Below are 17,293 nucleotides of genomic sequence, written 5' to 3' on the forward strand. Positions count from 1 at the left end.
CACAGGCGCTATGTCGTTGGCTATACCGCCACCCCACAAGGCACTGAGGCTATTCAATTAGCCAGTAGCCTTGCGCGAACCTTCAACGCAGAACTGGATATCGTTGTGGTGCTGCGGCGCCACAGTGCCTTCCGTATTGAGTACCCACCAACCGGAAATACCGACAACATTATCCTCAAACAGGCCTATGGCTGGCTTGAAGGAGCACTTGCCATGGTGCCGGAAGACATCCCAGTTCAGGGCCATCTTTACGCGGATTCCTCTACTGCCGAGGGGCTTATCCATGCTGCTCAAGCCATCGGTGCTGGTGCCATCATCGTTGGTGGCGCAAGCGATTCCCCAATTAAGCGACATCGTTTAGGCACCGTCGCTAATGATCTGCTCTACTCCAGCCCACTGCCAGTAGCGCTTGCTCCACGTGGCTACCAGGCACGCGCCGTTAAGCGGCTCAATTGCGCGGTCGGCACGCGACCAGGTTCAGGATCGCTGGTAAGGGAAGGAATTCTTTCGGCGAAGAATTCAGGACTCCCGCTACGCCTAGTCGCGCTCGTGGAATCAAGCAATGGCAGCCCAGCTGCTGAAGAGGCCAGAGCGAATACCCAGCGCATCCTCGACGAAGCGAGGCAGGATCTACCCACAGATATCGGGCAGGTAGAGATCGCTGTCGGGCAAACCGATGATGTTGCTGGCGCCCTGGATTATGTGGGCTTCGAAGATAGTGACCTGATGATGGTGGGCTCTTCCCGGGTAGCCCAAAAACACTCCATTTTCGTGGGGTCTGCGGCAATGCACATCCTGCGCACCTTAACCATCCCGCTAGTAGTGGTTCCTCGCGACTACCAGCTCTCTCGGAGGGATGCAGGTGATGAACAACGCGCATAACGCAGATGCTGTTCGTAGCAAAGGTTTATCTTCCGGATCCGTTGGCATGCTGAGCGCAGCTGTTATTGGTATCAGCTGCATCGCCCCTGCATATACGCTTTCTGGTGCTCTTGGGCCGACTGCTTCCGAAGTAGGACAACATCTACCAGCCATTTTCCTGGTCGGTTTTATCCCGATGCTCTTGGTGGCCATTGGCTACCGCGAACTCAATATGTGCATGCCGGATTCTGGCACTACCTTCACGTGGGCAACTCGAGCCTTCGGCCCGGTGATCGGCTGGCTGGGCGGTTGGGGGTTATGAGCGGCAACCATTTTGGTGCTCTCCAACTTGGCGGGTATCGCCGTGACGTTCTTCTACATCCTGCTCTCCGAGCTCTTCCGGAAACCGGAGATCGCAACTTGGGCAGATAACGCGCTCATCAATGTGCTGACCTGCTTAGTGTTCATGGTTGTGGCAGCCACGATTTCCTACCGTGGTATGGAAGCCACCAAATCCGTGCAATACGTCTTAGTGGCATTCCAGCTCGGCGTCCTCGTGCTTTTCTCCTGCATGGCCCTGTATAAGGCCTATGCCCATGGCGGAGTAAATGCCTTCGACCGCACGCCGTTTTCTTGGGAGTGGTTCAACCCCTTCGGTGTAGGAAGCTTCTCAGCTTTCGCTGCAGGTATCGCACTATCAGTGTTCATCTACTGGGGCTGGGATGTTGTGCTCACCATGACCGAAGAGACCAAAGGATCGCATAACACCCCAGGTAAAGCCGCAACGCTAACAATCTTCCTCGTTGTCTCGCTATACCAACTGATCTCCATCGGTGTGATCAGTTACTCCGGTACCTCCGATGGGGAACTCGGGTTGGCGAACCCAGCGATCCACGATAATATTTTTGCGGTGCTTGCTGGTCCCGTGATGGGACCACTCGCGATCCTGATGGCACTAGCTGTTTTGGGATCATCTGCCGCTTCACTTCAATCCACCTTTATCAGCCCCGCACGCACCATGCTGGCCATGGGCTTTTATGGGGCACTACCTCCGCGTTTCGCGAAGGTCGATCCCAAGTTTCAATCACCATCTACAGCCACCATCGCCTCCGCGTTCGTCGCTTTCATCTTCTACGCAGTGATGAGAATGATCTCCGAAGCCGTCCTATGGGACACCATCACGGCACTAGGCATGATGGTCTGCTTCTACTACGCGATAACTGCCTTTGCTTGCGTGTGGTATCTGCGCAAACAAGCCGTAGAAAGCTTCCGCAATATGCTGATGAAGTGCATTCTTCCCGCCATTGGAGGAGTGCTACTGATGATCTTCTTCGTCCAGACCTCGTATGACGCCATGGATCCCAGCTATGGCTCTGGTTCCGAGATTTTTGGACTAGGCCTGGTGTTTGTCCTCGGTGCGGTCGTGCTGATCAGCGGAGTGTTCGTCATGCTGCTGACCTGGTGGAAGAACCCAGAATTTTTCCGCAGCCGAGGGACTCTCAAACGCGGCCTACCGGATGAAGATACACCGCTGGCCACCGTCGACGAGGCCTTCGACCTCCAATAATGGTCCCCGTAGGCTCTTCCCTTACCTTCGTTGTTGAGTGTCTGGTCTCGTGAAAGAGCCTGAGGAAACCGCAGAAGCTTATAAAGCGAAAGGTCCTCATTATCCCTTTAGGAGATGATGAGGACCGATCGTTATGGCCGCGAGGCCCCTCACAGAGAAAGAGAGTTTTAGTCAGTGGTGATAACCAGCTTCACAGCATGGTTCTCAGCGGCGTTAGCGAAGAAGTCATATGCTTCTTCGAACTGGCTCATCTTGAAATAGTGCGTGGCCATCTGGCGCGCATCAAGCTTGCCGGATTCGACCATGCGTAGCAGGTTCTCGATGGAGTAGCCATCGATCAGGCCCATGGAGATATTGATGTTGTGAATCCACAGATTCTCAATGGGTAGCTGCACCGAGGTGCCGTGCACACCGACATTGGCAACATTGCCGTGCGGGCGAACAACATCCAAGCAGGTTTGGAAGGTGGCGGGAATACCCACCGCTTCAATGGCGACATCAACGCCCAAACCATCGTGGCTCAGGGCCTTGATCTTCTCGATGGCATCCGGATCAGCAGCGTTCACCTTGTCGGTGGCACCGAGCTCCAGGGCCTTATTCATGCGGTTGTCATCCATATCGACAGTGATGACGCGACCTGCACCAGCCAGCTGGGCGGTCATAATTGCCCCCAAGCCGACCGGGCCAGCGCCAATTACCGCGACAGTATCGCCGGGTTTGGTGCGGCCATTAAGCACACCGATTTCAAAACCGGTGGGCAGGGCATCGGTGAGGAAGAGGACATCTTCATCATCGAGTCCTTCAGGGACTTTATAAACCGAAGTCTCGGCGTAGGGGACGCGCACATATTCGGCCTGAGTTCCATCAATGAGGTGACCGAAGATCCAACCAACACCACCAACAGTTTGGCAATGTGAATAGTGCCCGACTTTGCAGAATGAGCACTTACCGCAGGAGGTAATTGCGGGGATGATGATGCGGTCGCCAACCTTCAGGTCGGTAACTGACGCGCCAACCTTAGTGATGGTGCCAACAGCTTCGTGACCTAGAACTCGACCGTCAGTAACGGCAGGGACATCGCCCTTAAGAATGTGCAGGTCAGACCCGCAAATGGTGGTGGTATCGACCTTGCAAATCACGTCGGTAGGTTCGAGAATTTCCGGGTCAGGATGATCTTCCCAGCTGCGCTTGCCGGGTCCGTGATAGACGAGAGCCTTCATATATCTGTACTCCTTATGTGATCTGATTTTCAAAAACTTGAGAATCAAGGCGAGAGGATAGTCAGTGATGGCTATGCTCACATTATTACCGCTATAAGCCCCAATGGGAAGAGTTTTCCTAAATTTTCTTAATCTACACAAGTGGAAATAATTACCATTTATTGTTGACCGTCCCCCTCCTTACAAATGTCAAAAGGTTAAACTGCTATAGCTTCTCGGTAGGGGTGGCGGGGTCACTATGCTGCACAATTGGCTTCGGGAGGTTCAGTCAGGGGATGGTCAGACCGTGGGGGTAAACGTCATTCCCCTCTATCCCGGCGGGTGAAATGGCCCTATTGTGAGGCCTAGGCCACATCAACTTGTTGTGAGTGTCACAGGACACGATCACATTTTTTAAGGCTTGCCCCCACGATGCGCAACCAACATAGCCGCGTTATCGGATAACCCCACATCTTGACCCCCTCAAGGAGGAACTCGGAGCTATGACCCGCACCATCCCCCACCTCATCAATGGCACGGCCACGGAAGGAAACGAAGGCGCCCGCTTCGCGGACGTGATGAACCCCTCCCTCGGTAAAGCCCAAGCCCGCGTTCCGCTGGCAAGCACTGAGGAAGTCAACGAAGCCATCCGGCAGGCAGCTAAAGCCCAAGAAGGTTGGGCGAAACTCAACCCCCAACGCCGCATCCGCATCATCATGAAGTGGATCCAGCTCATCAATGACAACATGGATGAACTGGCCAAGTTGCTTTCGCTGGAGCATGGCAAAACCTTTATCGACGCTAAGGGTGATATCTCCCGCGGCGTAGACGTCCTGGAATTTGCCTTGGGGGCCCCGCACCAACTCAAGGGTGAATACTCCGACGCTGTTGGTACCGGCATTGATACCTACTCGATGCGTCAACCCCTGGGCGTGGTCGCCGGTATTACCCCCTTCAACTTCCCGGCCATGATCCCGCTGTGGCAGTCCGGTCCCGCCTTGGCTGCCGGCAATGCGGTCATCATGAAGCCTTCCGAGCGTGACCCTTCTGTCCCGGTTCGCTTAGGTGAACTCTTCTTAGAAGCCGGCGGGCCCGCAGGTGTGCTCAATGTCGTGCACGGCGATAAAGAGGCTGTTGACGCCATCTTGGATTCCGAGATTATCCAGGCTGTTGGCTTCGTTGGCTCCACTGGCATCGCGCAATATATCTATGAGCGTTGCGCTGCCACCGGTAAGCGTGCACAGTGCTTCGGTGGGGCTAAGAACCACATGATCATCCTGCCGGACGCAGATCTTGACCGCGCCGCAGACGCCCTCGTTGGGGCTGCCTATGGCTCCGCAGGTGAACGCTGCATGGCTATTTCTGTGGCAGTTCCGGTGGGGCAGAAGACCGCAGATACTCTACGCGAGAAGATGCTCGAGCGCATCGACAAACTTAAGGTTGGCCATAGCCTCGACCCGGATGCTGACTACGGCCCGGTGGTCTCCGCTGATGCCCTTGCCCGCATTAAGAAGCTCATCGGCGAAGGGGTGGATGCTGGCGCAGAAATCCTGGTTGATGGGCGCGAAAATGGCGCCACGGATGAAAGCTTCGAAAGCGAGTCGCTCGCCGAAGGCTACTTCATCGGGCCCACATTCTTCGACCACGTCACCCCGAAGATGTCCATTTACACCGAAGAGATCTTCGGCCCAGTGCTCTGCATGATGCGAGCCGAAAGCTTCGAAGAGGCCCTCGCTTTGCCCAGCGAACACGTCTACGGCAACGGCGTCTCCATCTTCACCCGCAATGGTGCCGCCGCCCGTGAATTCGCCCGCCGCGTACAGGTCGGCATGGTCGGCGTGAACGTCCCGATCCCCGTGCCGATCGCCTACCACACCTTCGGCGGCTGGAAGGCCAGTGGCTTCGGTGATCTCAACCAGCACGGACCGGACTCCTTCCGTTTCTATACCCGCACCAAGACGGTCACCTCTTCCTGGCCCTTCGACACCGACGACCATGGGGGAGCAGACTTCGCCATGCCGTTGATGGACTAGGCCACCAAGTCAATTCGACGCGTATCTAAAGGAGGGAAACTAATGAGTACGCCACACGACCCCAACCGCCTCTCAGCACAAGAACCCGCACTCGCATTCATTGGGCTCGGACACATGGGCCTGCCCATGGCCACCAACCTGGCCAAAGCCGGCCTAAAAGTCAGCGGTTTCGATGTTGTTGAAGAAGCCTGCGAGAAAGCCCGCGGAAACGGTATTGATGCCTCCGCCGACCTTACCAAGGCAGTCGAAGGAGCTACTGTCGTATGGACCATGCTGCCTAATGGTGACTTGGTGCGCGACACCATCACCAAAGCTATGGAGCTACTCCCCGAGGGAACGCTCTTTATCGACAGCAGCACCATCTCTGTGGTCGATGCCCAAGAACTCGGCAAACTCACCAGTGAGAAGGGCTACTACTTCATTGATGCCCCCGTATCCGGTGGTGTTGTCGGCGCAAGCGCTGGGACCTTGGCCTTCATGGTCGGCGGTGGTGAGGACGCCATTCAACGCGCCTATCCGCTCTTGGATATCCTCGGTGGATCCATTACCCACTGCGGTGCTGTGGGATCTGGGCAGACTGTGAAGATCTGCAACAATCTGGTCCTGGGCGTCCAACAGATCGTTGTGGCCGAATCCATGATCTTGGCGGACCGCCTCGGTATTGACCCCAAGACCTATATGGAAGTGGTCTCCAACTCCACTGGATCTTGCTGGGCATTGACCAAGAACTGCCCAGTACCTGGTCCGGTGCCAGAATCCCCAGCCAACCATGACTACCAGCCTGGCTATGCCTCAGCGTTAATGCTGAAGGATCTGCGCTTGGCTAAGGAAGTTTTGGAACAAACCGGCACCACCGCCAACATGGGCATGCAGGCTTGGCAGATGTACGAAACCTTCTGCGAGCAGGGCAATGCAGGCTTAGACTTCTCGGCCATCATTCGCCTGATCGATGAGAAGAAGGACGGTTAATGTGCAGGGGATTCTGGATCACCATCCAGGATCCCCTGCAGCGTCCGGGCGTAATAGTCCCGCAATGGTACAAGGTCTAACTCCGCGAACTCCGGGTCACCGAAGCGACGCATCATCGATAACCCAGCCAATAAAGCAATGGCGCACTGGGCGCGAAGATACGGATCTGGAGTGTGGTACGGGGCCTCATTGCGGATACGCTCCGCTAAATAATCAATCAGATCTTCTCGAATCCGAGCACCAATGTGGGCCATGGACTCATCTTCACCATCGGTGACCGTGATGACGCGAATCATCGAATAAGGCGCAGTATGCGGTGCAGTTAAGGTTTCTTGCACCGCACCTAAGCCCAAGTGTGGGAAATCCTCGGCAAAAAGATTGGCGCAGGAGTTCTTAAAGTCAACCGTTTGGGCGAAAAGATTCGATTTATTAACGAAGTGCTTCACGATCAGCGGGGCACTCACGTGCGCAGCTTCGGCGATGTCCTTAAGCGACACTTGGTTGAAGGAATAACGCGTAAACAGCTCACGAGCGCACTGCACAATCCGGCGCTTCGCGCTGCCGGCATCGGAAGCTGATATAGCTTCCTGCTCGAAATTATCAGCCCCAAGGTGTGTCATAGCGCACATCATAACCCCATTGGGGCTAAAGCTACACCCCTTAATCCATCCGCACGTACAACAGGGAGTGTCCTACCAACCATGATCATCCCACTTATCGGAATCTTTGTATCACTTGCTGTCCTCGTTGGCCTGGCATACCGCGGCCATTCTGTGGTAGTCGTGGCCCCCATCGCCGCCATCATCGCAACGCTTTTCTCCGGAGCACCGCTGCTTGCCACTTATACTCAAATCTTTATGCCCGCGGCCGGACGTTTCATTACCGCCTATATGCCGCTCTTCCTCTGTGGAGCGATCTTCGGGCACCTCATGACCGTCAGCGGTTTGGCATCCCAACTCGCGCGCTCCTTGTCCGTACTTTTCGGTGCCCAACGCGCACTTGCCACCACCGTGTTGGCCACTGCGCTTTTAACCTATGGCGGGGTGAGCGCCTGGGTGGTGGTCTTTACGATCATGCCGATCGCCATGGAGCTTTTTAAAGAAGCTCATGTGCCTCGGCGTCTCATGCCAGCGGCCATCGCTTTTGGCACCATCACATTTGCGCTGGCAGCGCTACCCGGTAGCCCCCAGATCCACAACGCAATCCCAACGAAGTACTTTGGCACTACCACCTACGCAGCCCCCTTCTTTGGGCTTATCGCGACAGCCATCATGTTGGTACTTGGCATGGCATGGCTGCATTTCCGCACCCGCCAGCTCAACGCCCGCGGTGAATACTTCGAACCGCTACCGGATAAACAGAGCCGGCGGGAAAAGCGCAAAGAACAAAGTGGGGCAGTAGTAGCTGCTGCAGGCCCGCGTGGGGAAGGCAATGCGGAAGTCGGTGAAGCTCACCGCGTGGTGGGCCATAGTGAACCAGCGGCCAAGCATGAAACCGAACATCATGGCCCCGGCTGGATTCAATCCACGTTGAAGGAACCAGGGGTTAGCGCTGGTGAGCTTTTAAGGAAACAGCGCAAGCTCAGCGCGGCTACAATGACGAAAGCAGAAGCACTCAAGCTTGGCGGCATTGGGTTGTTGCCGATCATGGTGGTCATCGTCATGAACTTCCTCTTCGTGTATGTGCTGTCTAACTACATGAATTTTGATTACTTGGCGGAAGAAAAATTTGGGGGTGTGAGCCTGGATAAAGTGATGGGAACCTGGTCGGTGGTTGTCGCTTTGGCTAGCGCGATCTTGTTGATGTTGGTTATGCGCCCCGGTCAGATACGCGAAAATATCGGGGCACTTTCTGAAGGAGCTAAAACCTCTATCCTCCCCGCTTTCACCACTGCCAGTGAAGTTGGCTATGGCGCGGTGGTGGCGTCGCTGGCGATCTTCACGGTTATTCGTGATGGGATGTTCTCGGTTTCTGATAATGCCTTGGTGGTCTCCACGCTTTCTACCGGCGTGATCTCCGGTATCACTGGCTCTGCCTCCGGTGGTCTGAGCATCACCATGGAAGCCTTTGGTGCCTCCTTGGCGCAGATGGCTAGCGACCAAGGCATCAGCATGGAGATCCTGCACCGCGTGAGTGCGATGGCGTCGGTGAGTTTCGACTCTCTTCCACACAATGGTGCGGTTCTCACGATGCTCCTGGTCTGTGGGATGACGCATCGCCAGTCTTATAAGGATGTCGCCGTGGTCACGGTGTTACTGCCGATCGCGGTGATTGCTGCCATGGTCGCCGGTGTGATGATCTTGAGCTAGGAGATCGCCCTAGTTTCTTCACTAAGGTCGTGGGTGATAGCAAGTGTGACTAGAACAACACTTGAGAAAGGACAGGCAAACGTATCATGAGTACCCCCAACACACTGCGCTACCTTGGCGCTGATGATGTCCTCGAATTATCACCCATGGCCGCGGTAGAAGAACTCCGCCAGGCACTTATCGAGGGCTTCGATCCCGCAGCCGATGCTGAGCGCAGCGCCATGAGCCTGCCCGGTGGCGGGGAAATGCTGATGATGCCTTCTCGGACCCAGCATGTTGCCGGCATTAAAGTGCTCACGGTTGCACCAGCCGGTTTTGAGTTGGATGTCCCCCGCATCCAAGGTATGTACCTGCTTTTTGATGCCAAGACCTTTTCCCCCAGTGCACTGATTGATGGTGCAGCCTTAACATCGGTGCGTACCCCGGCAGTATCCATTGCCGGGATTAAAGACCTGATTGTTGATGCTGCGCTCCCGCTGAAAACCGTGATCTTCGGCACCGGCCCCCAAGGCCGGGTACATGCCAGTACCCTTCAGGCGGTGCTTGAAGGTATTCGGGAGGTAGAGATCAGCATGATTAGCCGCACTAAACCGGAAGGGAAAATCTTCGGCACCTGGTATGAGGCGGGCAGCACCCAAGCTCAGCAGGTGGTTAAAGAAGCTGAGTTGATTATGTGCTGTACCACCTCTGCACAACCCCTGATTGATGCCCAAGATATTGGCCCACACCCCATTATTGTGGCAGTCGGCTCCCACACCCCGGAAGCCCGTGAATTAGGCGGAAAGCTCATGGCTGAAGCACAAGTCATTGTTGAAGACCATGGGGTAGGACTGCGGGAATGCGGAGATGTTATCCAAGCTATCGAGGAAGGCCACCTCAAAGAAGAAGAGCTGCTCACCATTCGCGAGGTAGTGTGCGGCGAAGTGGAGTTAGATCGTCAGCGCCCGATTGTGTTCAAAACCGCGGGACAACCATGGGAGGATCTGGTGATTGCAAGCGCGGTGACGAAGAAGAGCTAGGTACAAAAGGTAGACGCGCCCAAGAGACGAAAAGAATCTTTGATGGTGAATCGCCGGCATCCTTTGCTCAGCTGACCTGCATCTTGACGTCTGGCTACCGAACACGACTGCGAGTCAAAACGCAGAGTGTTCCGCGGGGCCGGGCAGACGGAGGGCGTGAGTTTGGTTAAAGTGGGGTGACTGGGTCCCTGATACCGCTTGGTGAGTAAGAAGCGGGATGCGGTGACGGATATGGCTACTCAAGTGATTGTGGGAAGCGAGAAGCGCAAAGGACAATGGCACATATGCAAGAAAGCGCGGACCTGTTGAAGTGCTCTTTCTGTGGTAAGAGCCAGAAGCAGGTCAAGAAACTCATTGCCGGTGGTGGGGTGTATATCTGCGATGAGTGCATCGAAGTCTGCAATGAGATCATTGAAGAAGAGATCACGCATACCCGGCAGGAAGAGAAAGAAGAAGCTCGACTGCCGAAGCCATCGGAGATCTCGACTTTCCTGGATCGCTATGTGGTGGGCCAAAAAGATGCTAAGAGGATTCTCTCCGTAGCGGTGTATAACCACTACAAGCGCATCAATACCGAGGAAACCAAGGCAGTGCGCTCCCGTAAGAATGATGGGGATGTGGAGCTAGCGAAGTCGAATATTTTGCTACTCGGCCCCACCGGTACGGGTAAAACCTATCTTGCTCAAACCTTGGCGCGACTTTTGGATGTGCCCTTCGCCATTGCGGATGCCACCTCGCTAACCGAGGCGGGCTATGTCGGTGAAGATGTAGAAAATATTTTGCTGCGGCTGCTCCAAAACGCTGATTTTGATGTAGCGCGCGCCCAGCGCGGCATCATCTATATCGACGAGGTCGATAAGATCACCCGCAAATCCGAGAACCCCTCCATCACCAGGGATGTCTCCGGTGAAGGTGTGCAGCAGGCCCTGTTGAAGATCCTGGAGGGAACCACCGCGGCGATCCCGCCCCAAGGTGGGCGTAAGCACCCCAACCAAGACTTCATCTCCTTAGACACCACCAATATTTTGTTCATTGTGGCGGGTGCTTTTGCGGGCCTGGAGAAGGTTATTCAGGACCGCACAGGGAAGAAGGGCTTAGGCTTCGGAGCGAATATTGATAGCAATAATGAGCCGAAGGATAAGAACCTTTTCGCCAAGGTTCGCCCAGAAGACCTGGTCAAATTCGGGCTTATCCCAGAATTTATTGGTCGCGTACCGGTGATTGCCACGGTAGAGGACCTGGACCAGGAATCCTTAGTGCGGGTGCTTACCGAACCGAAGAACTCGTTGGTTAAGCAATACCAGCGGCTTTTTGAGATGGATAATGCGCGCCTGACCTTTGAAGATGAGGCCTTAGAAGTGATCGCTGATCTGGCCTTGGAGCGCGGAACCGGGGCTCGTGGTCTGCGCGCCATCTTGGAGGAACTCTTGGTACCGGTGATGTTTGATCTACCGGATCGCGAGGATATCGCTGAGGTGGTTATTAATGCAGCGGTGGTGCGCGGTGAAGCAGAACCGGAGCTACTATGCCGCGATGAAGAGGAGAAAACGGCTTAATCGCTGGGCATAGCCCGCGCTGAAAACGGTGAAGGTGCGGCATACCGTGGTTCTTCTGCGGTACGCCGCACCTTGTGTTGTACCCGGGGAACCCCTGATCTCGGGGATGCTCAGCCTAGGCACTAGCCCCGAAGATGGTAAGGAAACCAAGCACCTACAGAACGTGCATGCCCCGATGTGTGGGAATTTATTGCCGCCGAAACAAAGCACAACCCCGCGCTCCCCGGATGATACGGGCTAGCGGGGCTGTACGTTGGGGGGTTAGGCGCTATAAATATCGTCGATGCGGCCAGTGGTGGAGTCATCTGCATCGGGGATGAGATAACTTCCTTGGCCGGAGTCGGGGATATTCGCGGTAAGGAAAGCGAGCACCGTGTCGACCACGAGCTGGCGGGCGGCTTCTTGATTTTCCGGGGAGTAGAGGTTCACCGAGAAAATATTTTGGGTAGAAGCCGCAGCAGAGACGCGGTAGAAACACAGCGAGGCGATGAGGTAGAAAACATCATCAGCGGAGATCCCGGGGCGGAAAGCACCGGCATCCTGGCCCAACATGAGGAGTTTATCCAGGTGCAAGGCCACCGTGGAGGACTCGCGGATCGGGGCGATGCGCGCAAGGTCCACGCTGTTGTGGATATTTTCCATGATCATCATGCGCACCGATTGTGGGTGCTCAGCGAATTGATCATAGATGGCGTCCACCAGCTTGCGGACACCTTCTACCGGCACGCTGGAATCAAGCTTCATGGCCTCGGGGTCCGGCTGCAGGCGGGTGATCGCCAGGCTTAAAGCCTTGAGGTAAAGCCCCTTTTTATCACCGAAGTGATAGTGGATCATGCGCTTGGACATGCCGGATTCGCGGGCGATGTGCTCAAGCTTGGCGCCTTCGAAACCGCGGGCGGAGAAGAACTCCAAAGCCACCTCCACCACATCATCCGGGGTGGTGGTGGAGTTGCTATGTGCCGGGCGGTTATAGCGCGTGGCAGGGCGGGTATGAGGAGAGGGGGGCCGGGAGTATTGGTTCGAAGAACTAGCGCTCAGATAGTCGCCGCTATCACCGTTCGCTGTCGGCAGCGTGCCACCGGCAGCAGGCTTAGAAAAGCCATTGTCCCCATAAGGGGCGGCTACGCCGGGGCGCCGGGTAGCGGGGTCGTGGGGCAACACGGTGGTTAATCTCCTTGTGAAAACAGGTACTGCGGGGAAGCTTGGCGGGCGGTATGCCATGCCAAGAAGGTAAGTAGGAAAAGTAGTGCCTGAAGCACGCTGTGGTACTTGCGGGCACGTCACTTTTCATCTGCCACCGCATCATGTCCCGCCGCGATCATGATGGGGTGAAGGTGTTGAAATACCTCTGTTGACTACTATGCCTCAAAATAAGCACAGTCGGACCCCCTGGCAGCAACATTCGAAAATTCTCAGGAAACTGCCAGCTCATGACGGTCAGACCATGACATTTTGGCACCACGTATGGGGGTAGAGCTCACCTCATTTGGGGGCAGAGCTTCGCGGAGTGTGATTCTGGCTAACACTTACCCCTAAACCGAAGAGGCGCATTACAGTGGTCTGGGAAAGATTGTAGGAGCGCTCGGCCGCAGCGCGTAGATCCGCTGTAGACACGCCGTGCAGGTTCACGGATCCGCAGGGATCAGCCTGGGGCCTTAGGCTCCTGCAATGATGAGTGACCCCCAGCACCGCGCCGAAAAACGTGGGAAACCACCGGGCGCGAGAAAGGAGCATCGCACACGATGACTTCTGTTAAGAAAATTGCAGTAACCGGAGCAGCCGGCAATATTTCCTACTCCCTGCTGTGGCGCATCGCCAATGGTGATGTCTACGGCAAGGACACCCCGGTGGAGCTCTCCTTGTTGGAGATCCCCCAGGCAGTAGGTGCCGCTGAAGGTGTGGCCATGGAGTTGGACGACTCCGCCTTCCCGCTGCTACGCGGCATCACGATCACCGATGATGCGAATAAAGCCTTCGATGGTGCCAATGCTGCATTCCTGGTGGGATCCAAGCCGCGCGGCAAGGGCGAGGAACGCTCCGCTCTCCTCAGCGCCAATGGCAAGATCTTTGGCCCCCAGGGCAAGGCCATTAATGACCATGCTGCCGAGGATATTCGCGTGCTGGTGGTGGGCAACCCCGCCAACACCAATGCCTTGATCTGCCAGCATGCTGCCCAGGATGTACCGGCCGATCGCTTCACCGCAATGATGCGACTGGACCACAACCGGGCTCTTAGCCAGCTGGCCACCAAGCTGGGTAAGAACTCGGATGAGTTCCAAAAGGTAGTGGTGTGGGGCAACCACTCCGCCACCCAATTCCCGGACATCACCTTTGCTGAGGTCGGTGGCCAGAAGGTCTCCGAACTAGTGGATGAAAAGTGGTACGTGGATGAGTTCATCCCGCGGATCGCTAAGCGCGGCGCCGAGATCATTGAGGTGCGCGGTAACTCCTCCGCTGCTTCCGCTGCTTCTGCCGCAGTGGATCACATGCATGATTGGATCAATGGTTCTGATGGACGCTGGGTGACCGCGGCACTGCCTAGCACCGGTGCCTATGGCATTGAGGAGGGCTTGATCTTTGGTCAGCCCACCATCGCCAAGGATGGCCGTTGGGAAATTGTGGAAGGCCTGGAGCTGAGCGACTTCCAGCGCGAACGCATCCAACGCAATGTGGATGAGCTGAAGGAAGAGCGCGAAGCCGTCAAGGACCTGCTCAACTAACGCAACAAACCGCAACTGCTGGCAACATAACCCCAAGCATCACGCACGGAAGGCCCCACACTGGGCCAACCAACAACACGGCCCAGCCAAGGGCTACTCGCGTGGGCTTGGGGTTTCGCGTGCGCCCAACCCTCGTAGAACACCTCCCGCCAAGCCCGCATGTACCCCACAGCACCGCACGATCTCGAAGCAAAGCCCAAGCCTTAACCCCCTGCTCGCGGCAGTGACCCGGCTGGCCGTCTAAGATAATCGGCGTGACTGAGCAGACTATGGAATCCAACTCCAACCGCAATCGTGCCGACGCCCTTCCGAAGTCCTGGGACCCGAAAGCAGTAGAGGCAAAGCTGTACCAAACCTGGCTGGATGCGGGCTACTTCGCCGCCAACCCTAAAAGCCAAAAACCAGCTTTTTCGATTGTGCTGCCGCCACCGAACGTGACCGGGCAGCTCCACATGGGCCACGCCCTGGACCACACCCTCATGGACGCCATGGCACGCCGCAAACGCATGCAAGGCTACGAGGTGCTGTGGCTACCCGGCATGGACCATGCCGGCATTGCTACCCAAAGCAAAGTCGAAGTCATGCTCAAAGAAACCGAAGGCAAAGACCGCTTCGACTACGGCCGCGAAGAGTTCATCGAGCGCGTCTGGGAATGGAAGCGCAACTACGGGGGCCATATCGCCGAACAAATGCGTGCCATCGGTGATTCGGTGGACTGGTCGCGGGAACGCTTCACCCTTGATGAAGGCCTTTCCCGCGCGGTGCACACCATCTTTAAGGAGCTCTTTGACCGCGGCCTGATCTACCGCGCAAATCGCCTGGTCAACTGGTCGCCAGTGCTGCGCACCGCGGTGTCTGACATTGAAGTGGTGTACAAGGACGTCGAAGGCGAGCTCGTCAGCATGCGCTACGGTTCGCTAAACGATGATGAACCGCACGTGGTGGTGGCCACCACTCGTGTGGAAACCATGCTCGGTGACGTGGCTGTGGCCGTGCACCCTGAAGATGAGCGCTACCGCGACCTAGTCGGCACCACCTTGCCGCACCCCTTCCGCGATGATCTCACGCTCACCGTGATCGCCGATGATTATGTGGACCCCGAGTTCGGTACCGGCGCGGTGAAGATCACCCCAGCTCATGACCCGAATGACTATGCCATGGCGCAGCGCCATGACCTGCCCATGCACACCATCATGGATGAGACCGGGCACATCGCCAATACCGGTACTGAATTTGATGGCATGTCGCGCGAAGAGGCGCGTGTGAAGGTGCGCGAAGCCCTCGCTAAGCAGGGCCGCATCGTGAAGGAAGTGCGCCCCTATGTGCACTCGGTGGGGCACTCGGAGCGTTCCGGGGAGGCCGTGGAGCCGCGCCTTTCTGAACAGTGGTTTGTGAAGGTGGAAAAGCTCGCCAAGATGTCCGCTGATGCGGTGCGCCAAGGTGATATGGTGATCCATCCGCCGGCGCAAGAGGCTCGCTACTTTGAGTGGGTGGATGATATGCACGATTGGTGTATCTCCCGGCAGCTGTGGTGGGGGCATCGCATCCCGATTTGGTATGGCCCCAATGGGGAAGTGGTGTGCGTTGGCCCCGATGAACAAGCCCCGCAGGGTGAGGGTTGGCATCAGGACCCGGATGTGTTGGATACCTGGTTCTCTTCTGCGCTGTGGCCTTTTAGCACCATGGGTTGGCCGGAGAAAACCCCGGAGCTTGAGAAGTTCTACCCCACCAGTGTGCTGTGCACTGGCTATGACATTATTTTCTTCTGGGCTGCGCGCATGATGATGTTCGCGACCTTCGCCAGCACCATTACCCCAGAGATCGTCGGCGAGGGCCCCGAAGGCCGCCCCCAGGTGCCCTTTAAGGACCTCTACCTGCACGGCCTGGTGCGCGATGAGCATGGCCGCAAGATGAGTAAATCTTTGGGCAATGGCATTGACCCCATGGATTGGGTGCGTGACTATGGTGCCGACTCCCTGCGCTTTACCCTGGCCCGCGGCGCGAACCCCGGCACGGACCTGCCGGTGGGTGATGATTCCGCCCAAAGTTCCCGCAACTTCGCCACCAAGCTTTTCAACGCCACCCGCTTCGCACTGATGAATGGTGCGCACCTAGGTGAACTCCCGCCGCGCGAGGAGCTTACGGATGCGGACCGCTGGATCCTGGACCGCCTGGAGCAGGTGCGCGCCGATGTGGATGACTACCTGGACCGCTACCAATTCGCCAAGGCCAATGAGGAGCTCTACCACTTCACCTGGGGTGAGTTCTGCGACTGGTACTTGGAGATCGCCAAGACCCAGATCCCGCGCGAGGGCGAATCGACGGCCAAGACCGAGCAGCAGGGCCGCAACACCCCGGTTGTGCTGGGGCGCGTGCTCAACGTGATTTTGAAGCTGCTGCATCCCGCCATGCCCTTTGTCACCGAAACCCTCTGGACGGCACTCACGGGGGAGGAGTCCCTGATGGTGGCCAGCTGGCCGACCGCCGAAGACACCAATGGTGGTGCGGAGGTGGACACGGTTGCCGCGCGCCGCATTAAGGATGCGGAGAAACTCATTACCGAGATCCGCCGTTTCCGCTCTGACCAGGGCGTCAAACCCTCCCAGAAGGTTCCGGCCCGCATTGATTTTGTCGCCTGCGATCTTGCCGGCCAAGAGGAATTGGTGCGCTCCCTTGCACGCGTGGATACCCCCGCGGAGGACTTCACTGAAACCGCCAGCATCGAGCTGCGCCTTTCTACCAATGTGACGGTGGAGGTGGCGGTGGATACCTCCGGCACGGTGGATATTGCCGCCGAACGCAAGCGGCTGGATAAGGACCTTGCCGCCGCCAATAAGGAGCTTGAGGGCACCGCCAAGAAGCTCAGCAATGAGAACTTCCTTGCCAAAGCCCCCGAAGCGGTGGTGGAAAAGATCCGCGAACGCCAGCAGATCGCCAAGGAAGAAGTTGAGCGTATTAGCGCACGCCTGGCTTCCCTTGATGAGTTGGAAAAGGCACGCCAAAAGTGAGCCAAGAAGAAGAGCAGACTCCCGAGACCCGCAGTACTACCCCGCAGGATTC

General features: G+C 56.7%; 13 protein-coding genes and 1 pseudogene. 11 read left to right on the plus strand and 3 right to left on the minus strand.

Features of this window, described 5'->3' with window-relative positions; genetic code table 11:
- Positions 1–15: 15 nt before the first annotated feature.
- From BMZ01_RS11445 to BMZ01_RS02170, 4 genes and pseudogenes are all read left to right on the plus strand, one after another.
- A pseudogene (locus BMZ01_RS11445) lies at positions 16–402 on the plus strand (universal stress protein); the annotation flags it as partial.
- Complete coding sequence (locus BMZ01_RS11450; RefSeq protein ID WP_263364377.1) at positions 397–882, plus strand: universal stress protein; 486 nt, start codon at positions 397–399, stop codon at positions 880–882. The pseudogene BMZ01_RS11445 and the gene BMZ01_RS11450, both read left to right, overlap by 6 nt.
- A complete protein-coding gene (locus BMZ01_RS11340) occupies positions 866–1,183 on the plus strand; it encodes an APC family permease (RefSeq protein WP_223845994.1) in 318 nt (105 codons plus the stop codon). The genes BMZ01_RS11450 and BMZ01_RS11340 overlap by 17 nt, the downstream gene beginning before the upstream one ends.
- Positions 1,184–1,198: 15 nt before the next feature.
- Positions 1,199–2,428, plus strand: a complete 1,230-nt coding sequence (locus BMZ01_RS02170; RefSeq protein WP_223845995.1) for an APC family permease — start codon at positions 1,199–1,201, stop codon at positions 2,426–2,428.
- Between the two features lie 167 nt (positions 2,429–2,595).
- Here BMZ01_RS02170 and BMZ01_RS02175 read toward each other — a convergent pair whose 3' ends face one another.
- Entirely contained in the window at positions 2,596–3,648 is a 1,053-nt protein-coding gene (locus BMZ01_RS02175; RefSeq protein WP_092283971.1) for a zinc-dependent alcohol dehydrogenase family protein, read from the minus strand.
- A gap of 482 nt (positions 3,649–4,130) precedes the next feature.
- Between BMZ01_RS02175 and BMZ01_RS02180 the strand changes: the two genes are divergently transcribed.
- Positions 4,131–5,660, plus strand: coding sequence for a CoA-acylating methylmalonate-semialdehyde dehydrogenase (locus tag BMZ01_RS02180; RefSeq protein ID WP_092283973.1), 1,530 nt, complete (start codon positions 4,131–4,133; stop codon positions 5,658–5,660).
- Between the two features lie 42 nt (positions 5,661–5,702).
- Positions 5,703–6,629 carry a 3-hydroxyisobutyrate dehydrogenase gene (mmsB, locus tag BMZ01_RS02185; protein WP_092283975.1) on the plus strand — a complete coding sequence of 309 codons (927 nt, stop codon included), beginning with the start codon at positions 5,703–5,705 and terminating at the stop codon, positions 6,627–6,629.
- Here mmsB and BMZ01_RS02190 read toward each other — a convergent pair.
- Positions 6,626–7,249 carry a TetR/AcrR family transcriptional regulator gene (locus tag BMZ01_RS02190; protein ID WP_092284222.1) on the minus strand — a complete coding sequence of 208 codons (624 nt, stop codon included), beginning with the start codon at positions 7,247–7,249 and terminating at the stop codon, positions 6,626–6,628. The two genes, mmsB and BMZ01_RS02190, sit on opposite strands and share 4 nt — an antisense overlap.
- Before the next feature lie 81 nt (positions 7,250–7,330).
- On the opposite strand from BMZ01_RS02190, the gene BMZ01_RS02195 reads away from it, so the two are divergent.
- The 3 genes from BMZ01_RS02195 to clpX all read left to right on the plus strand — a co-directional run bounded on the left by BMZ01_RS02195 (position 7,331) and on the right by clpX (position 11,513).
- Positions 7,331–8,938: a GntP family permease gene (locus BMZ01_RS02195; protein ID WP_092283977.1), complete on the plus strand. Its 1,608-nt coding sequence runs from the start codon at positions 7,331–7,333 to the stop codon at positions 8,936–8,938.
- Positions 8,939–9,024: 86 nt separating this feature from the next.
- On the plus strand, positions 9,025–9,957 hold the full coding sequence (locus BMZ01_RS02200; protein ID WP_092283979.1) for an ornithine cyclodeaminase family protein: 933 nt from the start codon (positions 9,025–9,027) through the stop codon (positions 9,955–9,957).
- Between the two features lie 275 nt (positions 9,958–10,232).
- On the plus strand, positions 10,233–11,513 hold the full coding sequence (gene clpX, locus BMZ01_RS02205; protein WP_092283981.1) for an ATP-dependent Clp protease ATP-binding subunit ClpX: 1,281 nt from the start codon (positions 10,233–10,235) through the stop codon (positions 11,511–11,513).
- A 261-nt stretch (positions 11,514–11,774) separates the two neighbouring features.
- On the opposite strand, the gene BMZ01_RS02210 is transcribed toward clpX, so the two are convergent.
- Positions 11,775–12,674, minus strand: coding sequence for a TetR/AcrR family transcriptional regulator (locus BMZ01_RS02210; protein ID WP_223845996.1), 900 nt, complete (start codon positions 12,672–12,674; stop codon positions 11,775–11,777).
- A gap of 581 nt (positions 12,675–13,255) precedes the next feature.
- Here BMZ01_RS02210 and BMZ01_RS02215 point away from each other — a divergent pair.
- Positions 13,256–14,233 (plus strand): malate dehydrogenase, encoded by a 978-nt coding sequence (locus tag BMZ01_RS02215; RefSeq protein ID WP_092283985.1) that lies wholly within the window; start codon positions 13,256–13,258, stop codon positions 14,231–14,233.
- Positions 14,234–14,502: 269 nt separating this feature from the next.
- Complete coding sequence (locus BMZ01_RS02220; protein ID WP_177180031.1) at positions 14,503–17,241, plus strand: valine--tRNA ligase; 2,739 nt, start codon at positions 14,503–14,505, stop codon at positions 17,239–17,241.
- Positions 17,242–17,293: the final 52 nt, after the last annotated feature.

The sequence above is a fragment of the Corynebacterium spheniscorum genome, assembly GCF_900113445.1.
GTDB lineage: Bacteria > Actinomycetota > Actinomycetes > Mycobacteriales > Mycobacteriaceae > Corynebacterium > Corynebacterium spheniscorum.